Below are 20,425 nucleotides of genomic sequence, written 5' to 3'. Positions count from 1 at the left end.
CAGATTTTCCCGGCCCGGTCCGGCGGGGTGCCGGCCTCACTCGATGACCGTGTAACCCGCCGTGCGCAGCGCCCTGTTGACCTCGGCGCAGTGCTCGGGCCCCTTCGTCTCCAGGTGCAGCTCGACCTCCACCTCCGTGAGTCCGAGCCGCGGGTCGGTCCGTACGTGGCTCACGTCGAGGACGTTGGCGTCGGCCACCGACAACACCCCGAGGAGCGTCGCCAGGGCGCCCGGCCGGTCGGTCAGCCGCAGCGTGACAGCAAGATAGCGGCCCGCGGCGGCCATGCCGTGACGCAGGATGCGCTGGATCAGCAGCGGGTCCACATTGCCGCCGGAGAGCACCGCGACGACCGGGCCCTCGAAGGTGCCCGGCTCACTCAGCAGCGCCGCCACCGGGCTGGCGCCGGCCGGCTCGACGACCAGCTTGGCCCGCTCCAGGCACAGCAGCAGCGCGCTGGACAGATGGTTCTCCGAGACCGTGCGCACGTCGTCCACCAGGTCGTGCACGATCCGGAACGGCACGTCGCCCGGTCGCCCGACCCTGATGCCGTCGGCCATCGTCACCGGGTTCGCGATCACCGTCGGCCGCCCGGCCGCCAGCGAGGGCGGGTACGCCGCGGCCCCCGCCGCCTGCACACCCACGATCCGTACGTCGGGCCGCAGCGCCTTCACCGCCGTCGCGATCCCGGCGATCAGCCCGCCGCCACCCATCCCCACGACGATCGTGCGGACCTCGGGGCACTGTTCCAGGATCTCCAGGCCGACCGTGCCCTGCCCGGCGATGATGTCGGGGTGGTCGAAGGGGTGGATGAACACGGCGCCCGTCTCGGCCGCGTACTCCTGGGCGGCGGCCAGCGTCTCGTCGACGACCTGCCCGTGCAGCCGTACCTCCGCGCCGTACTCGCGCGTGGCCGCCACCTTCGGCAGTGGGGCGCCGGAGGGCATGAACACCGTCGAGCGCACGCCGAGCAGCGAGGAGGCGAGGGCGACGCCCTGCGCGTGGTTGCCCGCGCTGGCGGCGACGACACCGGCGGCGCGCTCCTCGGGGAGCAGGCCCGCGATCCGCACGTACGCCCCGCGCAGCTTGAAGGAGCCCGTCCGCTGGAGCGTCTCGCACTTGAGGTGCACCGGCGCGCCGACCAGCTGGGACAGGTGCCTGCTGCCCTCGATGGCGGTCACCCGCGACACGCCGGAGAGCATCTTCTGCGCCCCGAGTACGTCGTCCAGGGTCACCGTCGGCAAGGAGTCAGCCGTGCTGTAGCTCATGACCGCCAGTCTCGCAGTTCACAGCGTGCCGCTCCTCGTGTGACCACCGGGCGAGACTGGATTGCGCAGCGCCGGTACGACCCGCGTCCCGGCCGCGTACCCTGTCCCCCAACCCAGGACCCCACGCATGAATTGAGCCCCCGGCCATGCCCACAACACCTGAAATGTCGATGGACATGACGACCGTCGGTGACACCGGTCTCCTCGACACGCTGCAGCACGAGGTCGCGGTGTTCGCCCGCCGTGCCGAACAGACCCGGCTCGGCGGCGTGGGGCAGGTGCGCAACTCGATGGACCGGGCCGCGTACCTGCTGCTCAACCGCCTCGACAAGGAAGGCCCGATGGGCGTCAAGGCGCTCGCCGCGAGCATGGGGATCGACTCCTCGACGGTCACCCGGCAGGTCGCGCCGCTCGTCGACACCGGGCTCGTCAAGCGCACCTCGCACCCCGAGGACGGGCGTGCCGTGGTGCTCCAGCTCTCCCCGCGCGGAGGGTCCCGCCTGGAGGAAGTCCGCTCGTCGAGACGTCAGTTGATGGCCGAGCTGACACACGACTGGGCGCCGGAGGAGCGCGACGCGTTCTGCACGCTCCTCACGCGCTTCAACGGCGCGCTGTCCGCCCGCCAGGCGGCGCAGGGCGGCCCGGTGGCGGAGGCGCAGCCGGGTTCCTGACCGGCGACCGGACGGCAAAGACCGCTGCCCGGCCGACGTCGTGATCGCCCCGCCCGCCCCTTCTCCCGGCTCCCCCGCCGCGTACCGTCCGTTTCCGCACGCCGACCGGCCGCGGACCGTCCGCACCGCCCGGGAGCCGATCCCGCCGCCTCGCCGCCTCGCCGCCCGCGTGCGTGTCTGCCTGTCTGTCTGTCCGCCCGCACGCGTGTCCGTCATCTCTGCCGCACGCGGGCGCGTACCCGTACGCGCGCGTGTGCCCGTGTGCGCCGGACCCTTGACCCCGGGGCCGGACCTGGCCTCATATGAGAGCGGGCCCCGCCGTACACGGTCTGGCATGCCGTACGCGGCCGGGACCACCGGTCCCCTCAGGTCCCACAGACCCCTGCGGGTCGCCCTCAGGCGGGAGGCGCGGTGCGAGAACGGCGGGCGTTGCGTGACGCCCGCCGCGCCCGGGAGTTCGAGGCGTTCGTCGCGGGCGCGGCGGGGCGGCTGCTGCATGCCGCCACCCTGCTCACCGCGGAGCCCCCGGACGCCAACCCCCGCGCGCGGCGCCTGCTGACGCACGCCCTGGCCCTCACGTACGCCCGCTGGGACCGGCTGCGCGGCGAGGACCCGTACGACCGCGCCCGCCAGGAGCTGGCCGTCCGCTTCGCACGCGGGGCCTGGCACCAGTACGGCGCCCTCGGCCGGACCAGGCCCGATCCCGGGAGCGTGCTGGCGCACCTGTCGCCCCAGGAGCGGCTGGTCCTGGTCCTGCGGCTGTACGAGGGGGTCGCCGAGGAGCAGACGGCCGCCCTGCTGGGCCTGCCCGCCGAGCGGGTCCGGGCGCTCTGCGCCCGCGCGATGGCGACCCTGCTGCATCCGCCGCGCGGACCGGCACCGGCCCTGGCAGAGGTGGCGCCGTCGTGAACCTGCCCGAGCGGGAGGCGGCCGTACGGCGGCTGCTGGAGCGGACACCGCCCCCGGTGCCGCCCGGCCTGTATCCGGACGTCGTCCGGCGGGGCGGACGGATGCTGCGGCGCCGCACCGCCGCCCGCCGGCTGCTGTGGCTGCTGCTGCTCGCGGCGGCCGTCGCCTTCGTGGTCTGGGCGTCGACCACCCGGCCCTGGGTGGAGCCGCCGTCGGACACGACCCCACCCCTCACCGGCTGGTGAGCGCCTAGCCCAATGCCTGCTGGAGGTCCTGCAGCAGGTCGTCGACGTTCTCGATGCCCACGGACAGGCGGACCAGGTCGGCGGGCACCTCCAGGAGCGAGCCGGCCGTGGAGGCGTGCGTCATCCGCCCCGGGTGCTCGATCAGGGACTCGACACCGCCCAGGGACTCCCCGAGCGTGAACACCCTGGCGCGGTTGCAGACCTCGACGGCCGCCTCCTCGCCGCCGTCGACCCGGAAGGAGATCATGCCGCCGAACGCCCGCATCTGCTTGGCGGCGACCTCGTGACCGGGGTGCTCCGGCAGACCCGGGTACAGCACACTCGTCACACGCGCGTGCCGCGTCAGCATCTCGGCGACCTTGCCGGCGTTCTCGCTGTGCCGGTCCATGCGCACGGACAGCGTCTTGGTGCCGCGCAGCACCAGCCAGGAGTCGAAGGGCCCAGCGACCGCGCCCATCGCGTTCTGGTGGTACGCCAGCTCCTCGCCCAGTGCCTCGTCGGCGGTGACCAGGGCGCCGCCGACGACGTCCGAGTGGCCGCCCATGTACTTGGTCAGCGAGTGCACGACGACGTCCGCGCCGAGTGCGAGCGGCTGCTGGAGGTAGGGGGTCGCGAAGGTGTTGTCCACGACGAGCCGGGCGCCCGCCTCCCGGGCGACCTGGGCGAGAGCCGCGATGTCGGTGATGTTGAGGAGGGGGTTGGACGGCGTCTCCACCCAGACCGCCTTGGTCTTCGGGGTGAGCGCGGCCCGCACGGCCGTGGGGTCGCTGGTGTCGGCGACCGACCACTCCACGCCCCACCGGGAGACGACCTTCGCGAAGAGCCGGAACGTGCCGCCGTAGGCGTCGTTCGGGATCACCACGTGATCGCCGGGGCTGAGCAGCGTACGCAGCAGGCAGTCCTCGGCGGCCAGTCCGGACGCGAACGCGAGGCCCCGGCGGCCGCCCTCCAGGGCCGCGAGGTTCTCTTCGAGGGCGGTCCTCGTCGGGTTGGCGCTGCGGCTGTACTCGTATCCGCCGCGCAGCCCGCCGACGCCGTCCTGCTTGTAGGTCGAGACCTGGTAGATCGGCGGGACGACCGCGCCGGTGAGGGGATCGGCGGTGTTGCCCGCGTGGATCGCCAGGGTCTCGAAGTGCTGACTGATGTGCCTGTCGCTCATGGGATCCGAGCGTAGTGCGCCCGCGGGGCCGATGCGGGCAGACGTTCGCCCCGAGCGTGATCGTTCCGCGTCGTGCGGGACATCGGGGAGCCTCGGCGGGGTCCGGGCGACCGGGTTGGCCAATTGCCGGACCCGTCTGGTTCGCTTGAGGCATGGAGATTCTCTGGGTCCTGATGGCGCTGCTCATGATGGGGATGGTTCTCGGACCGTTCTTCATGCGCAGGCGGGCCGGCATTCAGCAGGTCGCCCCCGGCGACCCGGACGCCGCGGACCCGGCGAACTACGGCTTCGTACGCCAGGAGGAGCTGGACGTCCGCATGCCCGGCCCGGACGGCGACCTGGTCGACGTGCTGGACCTGGTGCAGCGCACCCGGGACCACCGGGCGGCCGCGCAGCTCCTGGCGGGCACGGAGACGGCCGGTGAACTCCGCTGGCAGCGGGTGCAGGCCTTCGCGGGCGCGGCCTCGCTGGAGCTCCAGCAGCGCCCCGGCGGGGTCAGTGACATACCGGGCGGGCAGTGGCTGCGGGTGTGGCGGGCCGAGGCGCCCAAGGACGCGGGCGGCGCGGCGGTGCACGCGGAGTTCCTCGTGCAGCAGGCGTGGCGGACCTCGACGCCGGGCACGGACGAGTTCCGGATCATCATGGAGGAGGCCCGGCAGGCGTGTGCCGAGGCGGCGCTGCTGGCGCCCGGCGACCCGGTCCCGTACATCATCGAGCTGTCCGTGGCGCGCGGACTGGCCTACGAGCGGGCCGAGTTCGAGAAGCTGTGGCTGAAGATCCTGGACCGGGCGCCGGCCCACATGGGCGCGCACCTGGCGGCACTGCACTACTGGTGCGAGAAGTGGCACGGCTCGCGCGAGACGGCGTACTCCTTCGCGGAGGCGGCCGCCGCCCGTGCCCCGCAGGGGTCCCTGCTGGCCGCCATGCCCCTCTTCGCGGTCTTCGAGCACCTGCCCGAGGTGAATCTGGTCAGCGGCTTCTACCAGAGCGAGGTCGTGACGAAGGCGGTGCACGGCGCGCTCTTCGCGGTGCACGCGGCCCGTCCTGACGACCCGATGCTCGCCCACGTCCGCCATCTCCTGGTCTTCTTCCTGGTCCGGGGCGAGCGCTGGTCCGAGGCGATGAACCAGCTGGTCCACATCGACGGACACATCGGCGCCCTGCCCTGGACCCTGACGTCCGACCCGGCCGCGGACTACGCGGTCTACCGCGCGCTGGCCGTCGCGGGCTACGAGGCGAACGGCGGCAGCCCGGCGACGCTGACGCAGTGACGCGGGGGTTTGGGGAACGGCCTGGTCGTCTCCTGAGTCCTTGTCCTGACGGCACGACGTTGCTGCGGCCCCGGGATCGCCGAGGGGCGCCGCACCGACATGGGGTCCGGCGGCGCCCCCGGGGATTCGGGGCCCCGGGTCGGGATCAGATCGTGGCCGTGTCGATCACGAAGCGGTAGCGGACGTCGCTGGCGAGGACCCGCTCGTACGCCTCGTTGATCTCGGCGGCGCTGATCAGTTCGATCTCGGCGCCGAAGCCGTGCTCGGCGCAGAAGTCGAGCATCTCCTGCGTCTCCTGGATGCCTCCGATGCCGGAGCCCGCGAGGGTCTTCCGGCCGCCGATGACGGAGAACAGGTTGAGCGCGACGGGCTCCTCGGGCGCGCCCACGTTCACGAAGGCGCCGTCCGTCCGCAGGAGGGACAGGTAACGGTCCAGGTCGAGCGGGGCCGAGACCGTGGAGAGGATCAGGTCGAACGTGCCGTGCAGTTCCTCGAAGGTCTTCGGGTCGCTGGTCGCGTAGTAGTGGTCGGCGCCCAGCTTCAGCCCGTCGTCCTTCTTGCGGAGCGACTGGGAGAGCACCGTGACCTCCGCGCCGAGCGCGTGCGCGATCTTGACGCCCATGTGGCCGAGGCCGCCCATGCCGACGACGGCGACCTTCTTGCCGGGGCCCGCGTTCCAGTGCTTCAGCGGGGAGTACGTGGTGATGCCGGCGCACAGCAGCGGCGCGGCCTCGTCCAGGGCCAGCCCCTCGGGGATGCGGACGGTGTAGTTCTCGTCGACGACGATGTGGGTGGAGTAGCCGCCGTAGGTGGGCTCACCGTCCTTGCCGACGGCGTTGTACGTGCCGGTCATGCCCTTCGAGCAGTACTGCTCGAGACCCGCCTTGCAGTTGTCGCACTCGCGGCAGGAGTCGACCATGCAGCCGACGCCCACCCGGTCACCGACGGCGAACCTGGTGACACCGGAGCCGACCTCGGTGACGATGCCGGCGATCTCGTGGCCCGGCACCATGGGGAAGATGGCCTCGCCCCAGCCCTCACGGGCCTGGTGGATGTCCGAGTGGCAGATGCCCGCGAACTTGATCTCGATGAGGACGTCGGACTCGCCGACCGGGCGCCGCTCGATGGTGGTGCGCTCCAGGGGAGCCTTGGCGGCGGGGGCGGCGTACGCAGCAACAGTGGTCATGCCGGGGTTCTCCTCAGGAGGGTTCGTCGCACCCGGTCGCCTGCTGACCGGGCACGTCTCCCAGAGTGCCCCTCCGCGCGACATCCACCCAGGTCACAGCTTCGCCTACGTTCAGTGGTCCTACTACTGACGGGGTCAGGCTCCTGGGCGTACGACCGTGAATACTGGACGCATGGACGATCAGGCCTCACCTCAGCCCGCCGGGGACACCGGGCGGTCGCTGGACCGGCGTGCCGAACTCAGCGAGTTCTTGCGTACCCGCCGGGCCCGGCTGAAGCCGGAGGACGTGGGGCTCCCGGACTTCGGGCGGCACCGCCGGGTGCCGGGACTGCGCCGTGAGGAGCTGGCGCAGCTGGCCGGGGTGTCCGTGGCGTACTACACCCGCCTAGAGCAGGGCAACGGGCGGAACGTGTCCTCGGAGGTCCTGGACGCGATCGCCCACGCCCTGCGCCTCACCGATGCCGAGCACGCGCACTTGACGCACCTCGCCAAACCCAAGCAGCACAAGAAGAAGCAGACCGCCCGGCCGCAGCAGGTGCGGGGCGCGCTGCGGCAGCTCCTGGACACGCTGGACGGCGTTCCCGCGTACATCACGGGACGGCGCTCGGACATCCTCGTCTGGAACCGGATGGCCGCGGCCGTATTCGGCGACTGGGCGGAGCTGCCGCCGCAGGAGCGGAACTGGGCGCGCATGGTGTTCCTGAAGCCCGAGTACCGCGACCTGTTCGTGGACTGGGAGCAGAAGGCGAGCGACATCGTCAGCTTCCTGCGCATGGACGCGGGCTGCCATCCCGACGACCCCCGGCTGTCCGCCCTGGTGGGCGAACTCTCCGTGAAGAGCGAGGAGTTCCGGCGGCTCTGGGCGACGCACGACGTCAGGGAGAAGGGCCACGGGGTGAAGCGGCTGCGGCATCCGCTGGTCGGTGCGCTGGAACTGTCCTTCGAGACGTTCCGGCTCCCGGACGACGCCGAGCAGGCGATGATCACGTATCACGCCGAGCCGGGGTCCGCGTCCGCGGAGGCGTTGCGGTTGCTGGCGGCGTGGGGTGCGGATGCGACGCGTGCGGGGTCGGTGACCCCGCCGTGATCTTCCTACCCCGGGCGCCTTGACCCCGGTGTACGGGCAGCGCGACGCCGGGGCGCGGGCACAGCGCGACGCCGGGGCGCGGGTCGGCGCCTGTGCGGGAACCGCCCAGGGGCTGCCGCCCCCGGACCCCCGCTTCGGCCTGGACGGCCTCGTCCTCAAACGCCGGACGGGCTGGTATCTCCCCGCCGGGCAAGAAGACGCCGGCCCCCGCTCCACACGTCCGACGGCCCGGAATCTCCCGCCCGGGCAACGCGGCACCGCCCCACCCCCACCCGCCGGACGGGCTGGTATCTCCCCGCCGGGCAAGGAGACGCCGCCGCCACCGCTTGCCCCGGCGTATTCGGCGCCCTCCGCCCCTAGCCCCGATACGGCGGCGCAGCCCCCCACGTCCATCTGGGGACCGGCTGGTCCGCCGGAGGGGCCACGTCCGGGGCCGAGAAGTGGACGGCGAGGCGGGTGCCCCACTCGGCGTAGGCGACGAACGCGGAGCGGAACTCGGCGTCGGTGGGCAGGCCGGCGTCGTCGGCCGCGTCCTGGAGGAGATTCACCCAGCGCCGGCGCTGGGGCTCCGTGATCCCCTTGCCGAGGTGCTTGGCGACCATGTGGCCGTGGCCGCCCTGGCTCTCGGAGTACGCGGGCGGCCCGCCGAAGACCTCCCCGAGCCAGAGCGCGACGTGCGCGGCGTGCTCGGGCGCCAGGCCCTCGAAGACGGGGGCGAGGACCTCGTCCCTGAGGACCTTCTCGTAGAAGGCCTCGGTGAGCCGGGCGAACGCCTCGGCGCCGCCCGCCCAGGAGTAGAGGGTCGGCACCGCGGCGCCGGTGCCGCGCACGGTCGTCGGCTTGTAGTGGCGCATCTCCTCGATGTCGCCGACGAAGGGGCGGATCTCGGCGAGGAAGTCGGTGAACAGCTCCGACTTCCTGAACCCCTCCAGGTGATCCTCGGTCGAGGTCCAGGTGATGCGCAGGACGAAGTGCTCGAAGTCCTCCTCGCAGCGGGCCAGCTCGTAGTCCACGCACTGCGGGGCCGCGGCGAGCTGGGCGGCGGCCCGGGTGTAGGCGGCCAGGAACTCCGGCGACTGGTGCTCGGGGATCCGGTACCGGATGTACTCCACGGTCGATATGGTCATGCCCCCACACAAACACGGACGGCCCGTGGAAGCTCTGCTTCCGACGGGCCGTCGCGCATATCAGCGCTGAGCGGAAACCGGTCAGCACTCGGCGGACCACGGGTCCGGGGCCGTCCGGCGGATCAGGCCGGACGGCTCCGGGTCACTTCCCGTAGTACGCGTTGTAGATCGAGATCGTCGACTTGTTGTTCTTCTTGTCGGTGATCTTGGCGTGGAAGGAAATGCCCTTGCCCTTCGCCGGGTTCTTGACGCTGACCTTGCCGTTCCTGACGGTCAGCTTGGTCCACGTCTGGCCGTAGTCGTAGGACGCGTAGACGTACAGCGACTTGAGGTTGCTGCCCGCGGCCGCGCCCTGGACGGTGACCGGGACCGAGACCTTCTTGTCGGCCTCGACGCGGCTGTCCAGGCCGGTGGCGGCGTTGAAGCGGACCGTCGAGGCGGGCAGCTTCGCGGCGTCGACCTTCTTGGAGCGGAAGGTCCAGCTGGCGTCGATCCGGGTGGAGGCCGCGGCGACCCTCACACTGCGCTTGACCGAGGTGGTCAGCTTGTACTCGGCCTCGCCCGCAGGGACCTTGAACTGCCCCTCACCGAAGAGCGGGTCCTCGTTCGAACCGACCTTGGTGCCGTTGCGGTACAGGGTCGTGGCGACCGAGCTGAACGTCGAGGAGCCCGCGTGCGTCTTGCCGTCGGCGAACAGCGGCAGGGAGCCGTAGATGTCGTTGCCCTCGCGGAACAGGCCGTAGGACCCGCCGATCCGCGGACCGAAGACGGCCGTGTTGAAGGTCTTCTCGTAGCTCTTGCCGCCGGTGAAGCTCTGCGCGTTGCCGAGCGTGTAGAACGCCTCACCGACCGGCCAGCCCTCCTCGTCGACCCCGGCGGACTGCTCGAAGTCGATACTCCACTTCACCCCGCCGATGGTGGACACGTGCAGCGTCCGGGTGCCCGGGAGGCTCTGCGGGATGGAGACGGCCGAGCCGCCGGAGCTGCCCGGCAGCCAGCCGAACGCGGTGACGGCGCCCGTCTTGCCGCTCGACGAGGCGCCGAGGCCGATCTTCAGTGAGGCCAGTTCGCTCGCCTTGTAGTGCTTGGTGTAGCCGGTGGCGACCTGCTTCACCTTGGCGGCGGTGGTGGTGTCGTACTCCTCGGAGTCGCCCTTGGTCCAGTGCGCGTCCCACTGCTGGGAGAGCGAACCGTCGGTGATCTGGGGGCCGAGGTGAGCGGTGCGGAAGTTCTCGTACGAGTCGAGCCACCAGCCGTACGAGTAGGAGGCGTCGCCCGCTTCCACGGTGAAGTCCGGGGACATGAAGGACGGCTTGGCCGCGGCGTCCGGCACGGTGATGTCCACCGGCTTCGTCGTCCGCGCGTCCAGCGTGATCGTCGTGTCCTTGACGACGTTCAGCTTGGGCTGGGCGATCCAGTCGGCGCCCTTGGTGAAGTCCTCGCGGTCCACGTAGAGACCGGTGTTGAGGATGTAGCCGCCCTTGGGGACGCGCACCTTGACCGTGCCGGAGGCGTCGTACGGCGAGTACCACTTCTCCTTGGCGAGGCCCGATACGCCCGACAGGTCCGTGCCGTAGTTCACGGCCGGCCCGCCGTCACGGTCGACGTGCTTGAGCGTGACGGTGTACGACTCCACCTCGCGCTGCACCGCGGCGGCCGTGCGGACACTCTGGCCGCCGCCCGTCGCCGTGACGTACGCGGAGTACGCGCCGTCCGTGGTGCCGCCGAGCCTGGTGTTGGCGGTGAGGCCGACGGAGGCCTTGCCCCCCGCCGGGACGGTGACCGTCTTGGCGCCGAGGGTGAAGAAGCCCGCAGGAGCCGCCTGGCCCTTGGGGTTGGTGCCGGCGACCGAGAGGTTCAGCGTGACGTCGGTCGTGCCGAGGTTGCGGTAGGTGACCTCCCTGGTCACCGGGGTGTCGTCGGTGTGCGGCCACTGCTGGAGGCCGAAGCTCGCCGACACCGGCTCGGCGATCACGGACTGCTTGATGGCCTTGTCGACCTGAATGCGGCCCGAACCCTGCTGGAACGGCGTGTACTTGCCGCCCTTGGCCGAGCCGGTCAGCGCGCCCTTGAGTTCGGTGTACGTCCAGCCCGGGTGCTGCTGCTTCAGGATGGCGGCGGCGCCCGCGACGTGCGGGGTGGCCATGGACGTACCGGAGATGCTCAGGTAGCCGGCCGGGTTCTGGCCGACCTCCTTGTCGATGACGCTGCCCGGGGCCGCGGCGGCCGTGATGTCCACGCCGGGCGCGGTGACGTCGGGCTTGATCGCGCCGTCGAGGCCGGGACCGCGGCTGGAGAAGGAGGCCAGCTTGTCGCTGCCGTCGACGGCGCCGACGGTGAGCGCGGCGGCCGCGCTGCCCGGGGAACCGACGGTCTGCTCGCCGAAGTCGCCCTCGTTGCCCGCGGCGATGGCGAAGAGGATGCCCTTCTCCGCCGAGAGCTTGTTGACCTCGGCCTCCAGCGGGTCGATCTCGGGGGTGTCCCCGCCGCCCAGGCTGAGGTTGACGACGTCGGCGCCCTGCGCGGCGGCCCACTCCATGCCGGCGAGGATCTCCGAGTCCTCCCCGTAGCCCTCGTCGCTGAGCACCTTGCCGTTGAGGATCTTCGCGCCGGGCGCGACGCCCTTGAACTTGCCGTTCGACTTCGCGCCCGTGCCCGCGGCGATCGACGCGACGTGCGTGCCGTGGCCGTAGTGGTCGGTGGCGTCGGGCGAGGCGGAGAAGTTCTTGGACTCCAGCACCTGGTCCTTGAGGTCCGGGTGGGTCGCGTCGACACCGGTGTCCAGGACGGCGATCTTGACGCCCTTGCCGTCGTAGCCGGCCGCCCACGCCTTGGGGGCGCCGATCTGCGGCACGGACTTGTCGAGGCTGGCCTTGCGGACGCCGTCCAGCCAGACGTGGGCGATGCCGGCGGCGGCGGAACCGTCGTCGGTGACCGCGGTCCACAGCCGGCCCGCGTCCTGCTTCGGCGTGAGGACGGCGTCCGCGTTCAGGGACTTCAGGGTCCGGCGGACCTTGGTGTCACCCGCGTCGCGGACGTCGGCCTTCGCGCCGGCCGCGGCACCCCGGTAGCCGACGATCAGCTTCAGGCCCTGCTTCTGGGCCTTGCGGGCGGCGGCCTTGTTGAGCTCCGTGACGTCGAAGAGCCGCTGGTCGAGTTTGCCGGTGGCTATCAGACGCTGCGCGTCGGCCGGCACGACGAGCGTGTGCCCGTCGGCCTTGCGCACCTGGACGGGTATGTGCTCGCGTCCCTTGGCGTGTTCGAAGCCGACGACGCGGCCCTTGGGGCCGACGACGACACGGTCGCCGGTGATCAGTGTGACGCGGTGCTTGGCCGTCAGGGCCGTGCCCGCGGCGCTGCTCGCGCTCCCGGCCCCCGCCGCCGACGCCGGGCTGGTCATACCCGCCGCCAGCGCCACCGCGGCCGCCGTGGCGACCGTTGCCGCGCATGCTTTCTTCACTTGTCTGCGCAAGTCTCCCCCTGGAGATGAGGTCCGGGTGAATTCCCCATTCACCCGGCCGGGGGCAGTCCCGCACGTGTGCACGTACACCCCCCGGAACATGCAGTATGCCCGGGAGGTGATCAGCTGCTCAATAGTGTGACGAGGGTGAAGAGTTGATGACTTGCTTCCGTTTTTGGCTCAAAACCTTTTCTTTATCGGAATGTCGTGCCGTCGGTTGTGCGTTCAGGCGCCCGCGTTCTCCTTGACGGAGATCCGGCCCCTGCGGATCGTCGCTAGCCGCGGCGCCTTCTTCGCGATCGCCGAGTCGTGCGTGACCATGATGAAGGTGAGCCCGTGCTCCTTCCACATGGTCTCCAGTACGTCCATGATCTCGTCGCGCATGGATTCGTCGAGGTTGCCGGTGGGTTCGTCGGCAAGAAGGACCTTCGGCTGCTTCACCAGCGCGCGGGCGATGGCGACGCGCTGCTGCTGGCCGCCGGACAGTTCGGCGGGCAGGTGCCCGCGACGCTCGGCGAGGCCCACCGACGCCAGCGCCTCCGCCGCCCGCCGGCGCCGCTCCGCCGCCTTCGGCTTCATCGGTACGAGGGCGGTCTCGACGTTCTCCTGGGCGGTGAGCGTCGGGATCAGGTTGAAGCTCTGGAAGACGAAGCCGATGTTCTCGCTGCGCACCCTGGTGAGCCTGGCCTCGGACAGCTTCGCCAGGTCCGTGCCGTCGAGGGCGACGCTGCCCGAGGTCGGCCGGTCGAGTCCGCCGAGCATCTGCAGCAGCGTGGACTTGCCGCCGCCGGTGGGGCCCTGGATGACGAGCCGGTCGCCGTCCGCGATGGTGAGGTCGACACCGGCGAGCGCGTCGACGGTCTCCTTGCCCCGCTGATAGCGCTTGGTGACGCCGCTGAGTTCGTACATGGTCCAACTCCTGGATCCGGTGCGGGCGATGGTGCGGGCGATGGGCGCGGAGTGCGGTGCCGGCCTACTCGACGCGGCGCAGGGCGTCCGCGGGCCGCAGCCGGGAGGCGCGCCGGCCGCCGAACGCTCCGGCGATCAGGCCGCCGGTGACCGCGAGCCCGACCGCGACCGCGATCGTGCCGAGGCCGACCGGCGCGGTGAGCGTGACGTCGAGGGCCTTGGACGCGGTCTGCCGGGCCGGACCGCCCATGCCGCCCCCGGGGCCACCGCCCCCCGGACCACCGCCGGGTCCGCCCGCACTCCCCGGCTGCGCCTGGAGAGTGGGGCTGACCGCGGTGACGGCGTACGCGCCGGCGAGGCCGAGGGCGATGCCGAGGACACCGCCGACCAGTCCGTTCACGATCGCCTCGCCGACGACCTGACGGGTCACCCGGCCCGACGTCCAGCCGAGCGCCTTGAGGGTGCCGAACTCCCGGACGCGCCGGGACACCGCCGCGGAGGTGAGCAGTCCGGCGACCAGGAAGGCCGCCACGAGCACCGCGACGGACAGCCACTTGCCGACGTTCGAGGCGAGGTCGGACGCGGTCGACAGGGAACCGGAGACGGTGTCCGCGAGGTCGGCGGAGGTGGTGACCGTCGTACCCGGGATGTTCTTCCGGATGGTGCTCTTGACGGCGTCGATCCGCTGCGAGTCGGACGCCTTGACGTAGATCGTGGTGACCTTGTCCTTGGCGTCGCTGAGCGTCTGCGCCCGCTTGAGCGGGATGTACAGGTTGGCCGCCGCGTCACCGCTGTCCGGCGTCGCGATGCCGATGACCTTGAACTTCACGCCCTTGACGGTGACCGTGTCGCCGAGCGCGAGCTTCTTCTCCTTGGCGTACGACGCGTCCGCCACGACCACGTCGGCATCGGTCTCCGAGGCCGTGAAGGTACGTCCGCCGGTGATCTTCGAGGAGGTCAGCGGACCGAGGGCGGGCTCGGTGACGTCGGTGCCGTAGACGGAGTAGCTGTTGACGTCGAACTCGGCGCCGCCGCCCTCGACCCGGCCCTGCGGCGAGGGCTGCGCGCCCGGTCGGCCGCCCGGCCGGCTGCCGCCGTTCTGGTCCTGCCGGAACTGGCCCTGCCGGAACTGGCCGCTGACCTTGACGACTTGGAGGCTCAGCCCGCCGACGGCGTCCGACACGCCCTGCTGCCCTTCGACCTCGGTGACCGTCCTGGCGGCAAGGGTCTGGAAGCCCTGGACCATGACACGGTCACTGCTCTGCTCCGCGTCGGAGTCGTCGGAGCGGGCGTCGAAGTCGAAGCGCGGACGAGCGCTGCCGCTGTCGCCCCGGGCGGCCGCCGCCTTCGTGACCGTCATGTCCGTGCCCAGCCCGTAGAGCGACTGGAGCACCTTGCCCTGCGCCTTCTCCATCCCCGAGGAGACCGAGCCGACCACGATGACGAGGGCGATGCCGAGGGCGAGTCCGGAGGCGACGACGAGGGCCGCTTTTCTGCGGCGGCGCAGTTCGCGCCTCAGGTAGGTGAAGAACATGGCCGCAAGCTAGGTACGCAGCGTGATGCGGGGATAAGGCCGGGATAAGAGAACGATGAGAAGGCTGTGCGGTACGGCCACCGGGGCCTGTGCGCCGCCTCGGAACCCTGTGTGCCGTGGGTCGGGTCCCGGCCCCGGCCAACGGCCCGGCCCCCGGCCGGGCTTGCCCCTCACGCCCGCGAAGGCGCCCCTGCGGGGCGGCGGAACGCGACAGCGGCGGCTCCCCGTCGGGAAGCCGCCGCTGTCAGCGGTACGAGAGGGCGGTCAGGCGGCCGAACCGGCCTGCCAGGCGGCCCAGTCCATGTTCCAGTCGCTCAGACCGTTGTCCGGGGAGATCGTCTTGTCGCCGGTGTTCTTGACGACGACGACGTCACCGATCAGCGAGTTGTCGTAGAACCAGGCCGCGGGCGTGTTCGGGTCGTTCGCGCCCTTGGTGTCCGACAGGCCGACACAGCCGTGACTGGTGTTCACCGAGCCGAAGATGGACTTGGCACCCCAGTAGTTGCCGTGGATGAAGGTGCCGGAGGCGGACAGGCGCATGGCGTGCGGCACGTCCTTGATGTCGTACTCGCCCTTGCCGTCCTCCTTGGTGAAGCCGACCGTCGAGCCGTCCATCCGGGTCTCCTTGAACTTCTCGGAGATCACCATCTGGCCTTCGTACGTCTTGTTCTCCGGGGCGCCCGCGGAGATCGGGATGGTCTTGACGGTCTTGCCGTCCCGGGTGACCTTCATGGTCTTGGTCTCGGCGTCGACGACCGAGACCTGGTTGCGGCCGATCTTGAAGGTGACCGTCTTCTGCTGCACGCCGTACACGCCGTTCGCGCCCTCGACACCGTCGAGGTTCAGCTTGAGGGTGACGGTCGAGCCGGCCTTCCAGTACTCCTCGGGGCGGAAGTCCAGGCGGTTCGGGCTGAACCAGTGGCCGACGACCTCCTGGCCACTGCTGGAGGCGACGGTGATCCCCTTCTGCACGGCGGCCTTGTCGGTGATCGCCTTGTCGAAGTTGATCGAGACCGGCATGCCGACGCCGACGGTGGCGCCGTCCTCGGGAGAGAAGTTGCCGATGAAGCTGTTGGCCGGGGAGACCGTGGTGAAGGAGGCGTTCTCGTGGGCGGCGCGGCCCGCGGAGTCCTTCGCCTCGGCGGTGATCCGGTACTTCGTGGCGCGCTCCAGCTGGCCGGTGGGGGCCCAGCTCTTCTTGTCCGCGGATATCCGGCCGGCGACGGCGGTGCCGTCGGCGCTCTTCAGCGTGACGTCGGTGAGAGTGCCCTTGCTCACGGTGACCTTGGTGCCGGTGTTGATGGAGGCGTTGTCGGAACCGTCCTTCGGCGTGATCTTGATCTGGGCCTCGGACGTCTTCTTGGCGGCTGCCTCGTCGACCTTGGCCTGCGAGGTGCTGTCACCGCCGTCCGACGCGCCGGACGAGTCGTCGCCTCCGCTGCACGCAGAGAGCACCAGCACCCCGCCGAGCAGTGCGGACGCGGCCATCAGACCCTTGCGCCGCTTACTGTCCGTCATCACACGCTTCTCCATCGTTGCCGAAAACCCGAAAACCCCGAGGGCCCCGTCGAACTGTCAACGCTACGACCGGTACGTCCCGTTCCACATCCCTCGGATGTGTGGGGCACACCACGTCGGATCGACCGGGCCGACTGCGGGACCGGGACCGGGCGTGGTGTGTAAGTGGTCAGTGCGCCTGGTGAGACGAGGAAACCCCGGACGGCGGTTGCCACCCGGGGTCACGATTTCCCCAAGCCGCGTCAGCCGAGTCCGTTCTCCTCGTCCTGCGCCGCATCATCCTCGTCCAGGTCCCAATCCGGCGAATCGGGGTCGTAGTCGATGTGCTCGCTGCTCCAGGACGCCTGCGCGAGTTCGATCCCGGGCACCTCGCTGACCAGGTCGAACGGATCGACGATGTACGCGAGGGCCTCGGCAGTGTCTTCCGTCACCGCGCTCTCGGCGTGCGCCCGCTCGTCGGCGGGCAGGTCGGGATCACCGGCGATCCGCTGCAGCGCGGCCTTGGTGACGGCGTCGGTGTCGTCGATCTCCAGCACCAGTTCGACCCGAAGCCGTACAAACCGTGATGTCTCAGGAGTACTCATGGGAGGGAGCGTACGACCCGCACGATGCGCGACTTTCCCACGACCCGCGCCTTTCATTAGCATCGCCCCACACGGCCAATTCGCCAGCGCCACAAGGGGATAGATATTCCGTGTCCGCACGTCGCTCGTTGCTGACCGCCACCGCCGCCGGGACCCTCCTGGGTGCCCTGTGGTTCGTTCCGTCCGCCAACGCCACCCAGGACGAACCGGCGCAGCGCTCGGTGTCCATGACACGGACCTCGTCGAGTGCGGAGGACTCGTCGGCCCGGTCGGACTCGCCGGAGTCCTCGGGTGCGGTCCTTTCCTCGACGTCCGCGGAGATGACGCGGACCTCCGCGGTGTCGGCGGACGCCGGTGCCCGGCTCGCCGACACCGGCGGCATCGACACCACCCCCTACGTCATGGGCGGCACGCTCTTCCTCGGCCTCGGCGCCGGGTTCGTGGCGTACTCGGTGCGGCGGGAACGTGCGACGGCCTGCTGAGCAACGCACGACGGCCCGTTGAGCACGGCGGCCGCGGCCCGCGAGACCCCGGGTGGACCCATGCGAGACCTGATCGAGCTGACCGACGTCGAGGAGCCCGCGTGGCCCCTCGTCGCCGCGGACCTGCACGCGAGCGCGGTGCACGTCGACGTGCTCCCCGTGGACCCGGAGGGGGCGCGCGCGTCCCTGCTCCAGATGCAGATCACCGCCAGGTCCCGGCTCGGGGCGCTCGTCCTCAACTGCGGTGGGCTGGTGCTGGACAGCGGGTGGCTGCGCGTCTACGGCAGCCCCGGACCCGGCCCGTTCACCGGGCCGCCCGCCCTGCGCGAGGTGCCGTCGCTGGCCGACGTCAACGGCTTCCCCGAGCGCTTCGATCCGCTGTGGCGGCCGCGCGACGGCGGGCTCGTCGTCGGCCATGACGTCCTGGGCGGTGTCTTCGTCCTCAACGGGGCCGAGCCCCGGGCACCGGGCCGGCCCGGCGAGCCCGGGGAGATGGTGTACTTCGCGCCGGACTCGCTGCGCTGGGAGGCCCTCGAAACCGGGTACGGCCCGTGGCTGACGTGGCTGCTGACCGGCGGCATGGAGCAGTTCTACGAGACCCTGCGCTGGTCCGGCTGGCGTGCCGAGTCGGGCGCGCTGACCGGGACGCAGGCGCTCTCGTTCACGCCGTTCCTGTGGTCGGCCGAGGCCCGGCGGGACCTCGCCGCGACCAGGCGCCGCGCGGTCCCCCTCGCCGAACTCCTCGGCGTCCAGCGGCACTTCTGCCAGGAACTCGACTCGGTCGACCCCGGCTTCCTGGGTGACGTCTAGGCCGTGTCCGTGGCGACGCGGGGCCGCCCCACCCGGTACGGCGACCGGGCGGAGCGCCGGGCGCCTACGGCCGCGTACGGCCAACATCCGGTGCGGCCGGTCTCCGCGGACCCGCGGGGACCGGCCGGAGGGGAACCTAGGGCGCCCCGCGACGCCGGCAGGCCCTAGGCGGCGCTGCGTCCGCCGCCGCCCTGGCCGCCGCGCTGCGGGGCACGGCCGCGGCCACGTCCTCCCGAGGCCGAACCCGAGCCGGAACGCGTGCCGCCCGCGCCCGCTCCGGACCCGGCGGCGCCACGGCCACCTGCCCCCGAGCCGCCGCGGCCTCCGGTGCCCGTGCCGGTACGGCCCCCGGCAGCGGATCCGGTGCGGCCCGCGGTGCCGGCGGCGGTACGTCCTCCGGTACCGGTGCCGTTCGTACGGCCGCCGGAGCCCGTGCCGGAGCTACGGCCGCCGGTGCCCGCGCCGGTGCCGCTCGTGCGCTTCGCGGTGCCGGTGCGGCGGCCCGTGCCGGTGCCGGCCGCGGACCGCGGCCTCGACCCGGGGCGCTGCCTCGGCTGCTCGACGGGCTGGGGAACCTCGATGACGACCGGGACGCCGGAGGGCTCGCGCGCCCCGGTGAGCCGGGCGAGTTCCTCGTCGCTGGAGGAGACGCGTGCCGTGCGCGGGCTGATACCGGCGTCGGCCATCAGCCGCGTCATCTCCCGCTTCTGCTCGGGCAGTACGAGGGTCACGACGCTGCCGGACTCCCCCGCGCGGGCGGTGCGCCCACCGCGGTGCAGGTAGTCCTTGTGGTCGCACGGCGGGTCGACGTTCACCACGAGGTCCAGGTCGTCGACGTGGATGCCGCGGGCCGCCACGTTGGTCGCGACGAGGGCGGTCACGTCACCGTTCTTGAACTGGTCGAGCGTGCGGTTGCGCTGCGGCTGGCTGCGTCCGCCGTGCAGGGCGGAGGCGCGGACGCCGTTGGCCAGCAGACGCTTGGTGAAGCGGTCGGCGCCGCGCTTGGTGTCCACGAAGAGGATCACCCGGCCCTCGCGGGCCGCGATCCGCATCGCCACGGCCTTCTTGTCGGTCTCGTCGGCGACGTGCAGCACGTGGTGCTCCATCGTCGTCACCGCGCCCGCCGACGGGTCGACGGAGTGCACCACCGGGTCGGTGAGGAACATCCGGACGAGGCGGTCGATGTTCTTGTCCAGCGTCGCCGAGAACAGCATCCGCTGCCCGTCCGGCTCGACCTGCTTGAGCAGCGCCGTGACCTGCGGCATGAAGCCCATGTCGGCCATCTGGTCGGCCTCGTCGAGGACGGTGATCGAGACACGGTCGAGCGCGCAGTCGCCCCGCTCGATGAGGTCCTTGAGGCGGCCGGGGGTGGCGACCAGCACCTCGGCGCCGCGGCGCAGCGATCCGGCCTGCCGGCCGATGGACATGCCGCCTACGGCGACGGTCAGCCGCAGGTTGACGGCGGTCGCGTACGGGGTGAGCGCGTCGGAGACCTGCTGGGCGAGTTCCCGGGTGGGTACCAGGACCAGCGCGAGCGGGGCCTTCGGCTCGGCACGGCGGCCGGCGGTGCGGGCCAGCAGGGCGAGTCCGAACGCGAGCGTCTTGCCCGAGCCGGTGCGGCCGCGGCCGAGCACGTCACGTCCCGCGAGGGTGTTCGGCAGGGTGGCGCCCTGGATCGGGAACGGCTCGGTCACCCCCTGGGCCGCGAGGGTCTTCGTCAGCGCGGCCGGCATGTCCAGCGCGTCGAAGGACTCGACGGCGGGCAGTGCGGGCGTGACGCTCTCGGGCAGCGAGAATTCCTGCGGCGCCACGGCTTTGCGGACCGGGCCGCCCTTGCCGGCGCCCCTGGTGCCGTTCTTCTGGGGCCGCCGGGCGGCGGCGCCGGTGGGCCGGCCGGAAGTGGTACGGGCGGCGCGTTCGGATCGAGTCATGCTGGCTCTGGATTTCCTTCCTGGGCCCCATAAAGAGCAGGAGTCGGGGCCCGCACCCGAGAGGCGCGGGCCCCGGCTCAAAAGAAGAGCGTCCCCGGCTCGGGAGACGGGGGCGTCCTTCCGCAAAACAAAACGCGCCTGCGGAAGATTCCGATCAGGCGCAGAAAGTAAGGGGATAACTGAATAGCGTATCAACGCGACTTTAGCACAGGTGGGGCCGCCGTCCGCTGGACAGCGGCCCCACCAGCACCTTCGCTCACCGCACCGAGCGCCCGG

General features: G+C 71.6%; 17 protein-coding genes. 7 read left to right on the top strand and 10 right to left on the bottom strand.

The features are described from left to right. Window positions 1-36: 36 nt before the first annotated feature. A complete protein-coding gene (ilvA, locus tag ACFYP4_RS18200) occupies window positions 37-1,266 on the bottom strand; it encodes a threonine ammonia-lyase (protein WP_358851739.1) in 1,230 nt (409 codons plus the stop codon). A gap of 164 nt (window positions 1,267-1,430) precedes the next feature. Between ilvA and ACFYP4_RS18195 the strand changes: the two genes are divergently transcribed. From ACFYP4_RS18195 to ACFYP4_RS18185, 3 genes are all read left to right on the top strand, one after another. Further along, window positions 1,431-1,937: a MarR family winged helix-turn-helix transcriptional regulator gene (locus tag ACFYP4_RS18195; protein WP_388786870.1), complete on the top strand. Its 507-nt coding sequence runs from the start codon at window positions 1,431-1,433 to the stop codon at window positions 1,935-1,937. Between the two features lie 411 nt (window positions 1,938-2,348). After that, window positions 2,349-2,846, top strand: coding sequence for a sigma factor-like helix-turn-helix DNA-binding protein (locus ACFYP4_RS18190; protein WP_388786285.1), 498 nt, complete (start codon window positions 2,349-2,351; stop codon window positions 2,844-2,846). Continuing rightward, window positions 2,843-3,091 (top strand): hypothetical protein, encoded by a 249-nt coding sequence (locus tag ACFYP4_RS18185; protein ID WP_388786283.1) that lies wholly within the window; start codon window positions 2,843-2,845, stop codon window positions 3,089-3,091. The genes ACFYP4_RS18190 and ACFYP4_RS18185 overlap by 4 nt, the downstream gene beginning before the upstream one ends. A gap of 4 nt (window positions 3,092-3,095) precedes the next feature. On the opposite strand, the gene ACFYP4_RS18180 is transcribed toward ACFYP4_RS18185, so the two are convergent. After that, complete coding sequence (locus ACFYP4_RS18180) at window positions 3,096-4,250, bottom strand: cystathionine gamma-synthase (protein ID WP_358851743.1); 1,155 nt, start codon at window positions 4,248-4,250, stop codon at window positions 3,096-3,098. A gap of 152 nt (window positions 4,251-4,402) precedes the next feature. Here ACFYP4_RS18180 and ACFYP4_RS18175 point away from each other — a divergent pair, with 152 nt between their 5' ends. After that, complete coding sequence (locus ACFYP4_RS18175; RefSeq protein ID WP_358851744.1) at window positions 4,403-5,521, top strand: hypothetical protein; 1,119 nt, start codon at window positions 4,403-4,405, stop codon at window positions 5,519-5,521. A gap of 145 nt (window positions 5,522-5,666) precedes the next feature. On the opposite strand, the gene ACFYP4_RS18170 is transcribed toward ACFYP4_RS18175, so the two are convergent. Further along, window positions 5,667-6,707 carry an NAD(P)-dependent alcohol dehydrogenase gene (locus ACFYP4_RS18170; RefSeq protein WP_358851745.1) on the bottom strand — a complete coding sequence of 347 codons (1,041 nt, stop codon included), beginning with the start codon at window positions 6,705-6,707 and terminating at the stop codon, window positions 5,667-5,669. Window positions 6,708-6,879: 172 nt separating this feature from the next. Between ACFYP4_RS18170 and ACFYP4_RS18165 the strand changes: the two genes are divergently transcribed. Beyond that, window positions 6,880-7,794 carry a helix-turn-helix domain-containing protein gene (locus ACFYP4_RS18165; protein WP_388786281.1) on the top strand — a complete coding sequence of 305 codons (915 nt, stop codon included), beginning with the start codon at window positions 6,880-6,882 and terminating at the stop codon, window positions 7,792-7,794. Between the two features lie 356 nt (window positions 7,795-8,150). On the opposite strand, the gene ACFYP4_RS18160 is transcribed toward ACFYP4_RS18165, so the two are convergent. From ACFYP4_RS18160 to ACFYP4_RS18135, 6 genes are all read right to left on the bottom strand, one after another. After that, window positions 8,151-8,921 (bottom strand): antibiotic biosynthesis monooxygenase, encoded by a 771-nt coding sequence (locus ACFYP4_RS18160; RefSeq protein WP_358851747.1) that lies wholly within the window; start codon window positions 8,919-8,921, stop codon window positions 8,151-8,153. A gap of 142 nt (window positions 8,922-9,063) precedes the next feature. Then, on the bottom strand, window positions 9,064-12,381 hold the full coding sequence (locus ACFYP4_RS18155; protein WP_358851748.1) for a S8 family peptidase: 3,318 nt from the start codon (window positions 12,379-12,381) through the stop codon (window positions 9,064-9,066). Between the two features lie 225 nt (window positions 12,382-12,606). Next, window positions 12,607-13,290 carry an ABC transporter ATP-binding protein gene (locus ACFYP4_RS18150; protein WP_388786278.1) on the bottom strand — a complete coding sequence of 228 codons (684 nt, stop codon included), beginning with the start codon at window positions 13,288-13,290 and terminating at the stop codon, window positions 12,607-12,609. Window positions 13,291-13,354: 64 nt separating this feature from the next. Continuing rightward, a complete protein-coding gene (locus ACFYP4_RS18145; protein ID WP_388786276.1) occupies window positions 13,355-14,824 on the bottom strand; it encodes an ABC transporter permease in 1,470 nt (489 codons plus the stop codon). Window positions 14,825-15,088: 264 nt separating this feature from the next. Continuing rightward, a complete protein-coding gene (locus ACFYP4_RS18140) occupies window positions 15,089-16,357 on the bottom strand; it encodes an Ig-like domain-containing protein (RefSeq protein ID WP_388786274.1) in 1,269 nt (422 codons plus the stop codon). 227 nt (window positions 16,358-16,584) lie between these two features. Further along, window positions 16,585-16,926, bottom strand: a complete 342-nt coding sequence (locus ACFYP4_RS18135) for a hypothetical protein (protein ID WP_388786272.1) — start codon at window positions 16,924-16,926, stop codon at window positions 16,585-16,587. A 128-nt stretch (window positions 16,927-17,054) separates the two neighbouring features. Between ACFYP4_RS18135 and ACFYP4_RS18130 the strand changes: the two genes are divergently transcribed. Both ACFYP4_RS18130 and ACFYP4_RS18125 read left to right on the top strand, forming a co-directional pair. Continuing rightward, window positions 17,055-17,408, top strand: coding sequence for an LPXTG cell wall anchor domain-containing protein (locus tag ACFYP4_RS18130; RefSeq protein ID WP_358851766.1), 354 nt, complete (start codon window positions 17,055-17,057; stop codon window positions 17,406-17,408). Between the two features lie 60 nt (window positions 17,409-17,468). Next, window positions 17,469-18,218 (top strand): DUF2625 family protein, encoded by a 750-nt coding sequence (locus tag ACFYP4_RS18125; protein WP_388786270.1) that lies wholly within the window; start codon window positions 17,469-17,471, stop codon window positions 18,216-18,218. 164 nt (window positions 18,219-18,382) lie between these two features. Here ACFYP4_RS18125 and ACFYP4_RS18120 read toward each other — a convergent pair whose 3' ends face one another. Further along, on the bottom strand, window positions 18,383-20,149 hold the full coding sequence (locus ACFYP4_RS18120) for a DEAD/DEAH box helicase (protein WP_388786268.1): 1,767 nt from the start codon (window positions 20,147-20,149) through the stop codon (window positions 18,383-18,385). Window positions 20,150-20,425: the final 276 nt, after the last annotated feature.

This window comes from Streptomyces sp. NPDC005551, from assembly GCF_042871785.1.
Classification (GTDB): Bacteria; Actinomycetota; Actinomycetes; order Streptomycetales; family Streptomycetaceae; genus Streptomyces.
Note: the sequence above shows the minus strand (reverse complement) of the source record. Positions and strands in the feature narration are given on the sequence as shown.

What these genes read in the sequence shown, in the direction of transcription:
- ilvA (WP_358851739.1), bottom strand. Translation starts at nt 1,266, where the DNA reads ATGAGCTACAGCACGGCTGACTCCTTGCCGACGGTGACCCTGGACGAC.
- ACFYP4_RS18195 (WP_388786870.1), top strand. Translation starts at nt 1,431, where the DNA reads ATGTCGATGGACATGACGACCGTCGGTGACACCGGTCTCCTCGACACG.
- ACFYP4_RS18180 (WP_358851743.1), bottom strand. Translation starts at nt 4,250, where the DNA reads ATGAGCGACAGGCACATCAGTCAGCACTTCGAGACCCTGGCGATCCAC.
- ACFYP4_RS18175 (WP_358851744.1), top strand. Translation starts at nt 4,403, where the DNA reads ATGGAGATTCTCTGGGTCCTGATGGCGCTGCTCATGATGGGGATGGTT.
- ACFYP4_RS18170 (WP_358851745.1), bottom strand. Translation starts at nt 6,707, where the DNA reads ATGACCACTGTTGCTGCGTACGCCGCCCCCGCCGCCAAGGCTCCCCTG.
- ACFYP4_RS18165 (WP_388786281.1), top strand. Translation starts at nt 6,880, where the DNA reads ATGGACGATCAGGCCTCACCTCAGCCCGCCGGGGACACCGGGCGGTCG.
- ACFYP4_RS18160 (WP_358851747.1), bottom strand. Translation starts at nt 8,921, where the DNA reads ATGACCATATCGACCGTGGAGTACATCCGGTACCGGATCCCCGAGCAC.
- ACFYP4_RS18150 (WP_388786278.1), bottom strand. Translation starts at nt 13,290, where the DNA reads ATGTACGAACTCAGCGGCGTCACCAAGCGCTATCAGCGGGGCAAGGAG.
- ACFYP4_RS18145 (WP_388786276.1), bottom strand. Translation starts at nt 14,824, where the DNA reads ATGTTCTTCACCTACCTGAGGCGCGAACTGCGCCGCCGCAGAAAAGCG.
- ACFYP4_RS18140 (WP_388786274.1), bottom strand. Translation starts at nt 16,357, where the DNA reads ATGGAGAAGCGTGTGATGACGGACAGTAAGCGGCGCAAGGGTCTGATG.
- ACFYP4_RS18135 (WP_388786272.1), bottom strand. Translation starts at nt 16,926, where the DNA reads ATGAGTACTCCTGAGACATCACGGTTTGTACGGCTTCGGGTCGAACTG.
- ACFYP4_RS18125 (WP_388786270.1), top strand. Translation starts at nt 17,469, where the DNA reads ATGCGAGACCTGATCGAGCTGACCGACGTCGAGGAGCCCGCGTGGCCC.
- ACFYP4_RS18120 (WP_388786268.1), bottom strand. Translation starts at nt 20,149, where the DNA reads ATGACTCGATCCGAACGCGCCGCCCGTACCACTTCCGGCCGGCCCACC.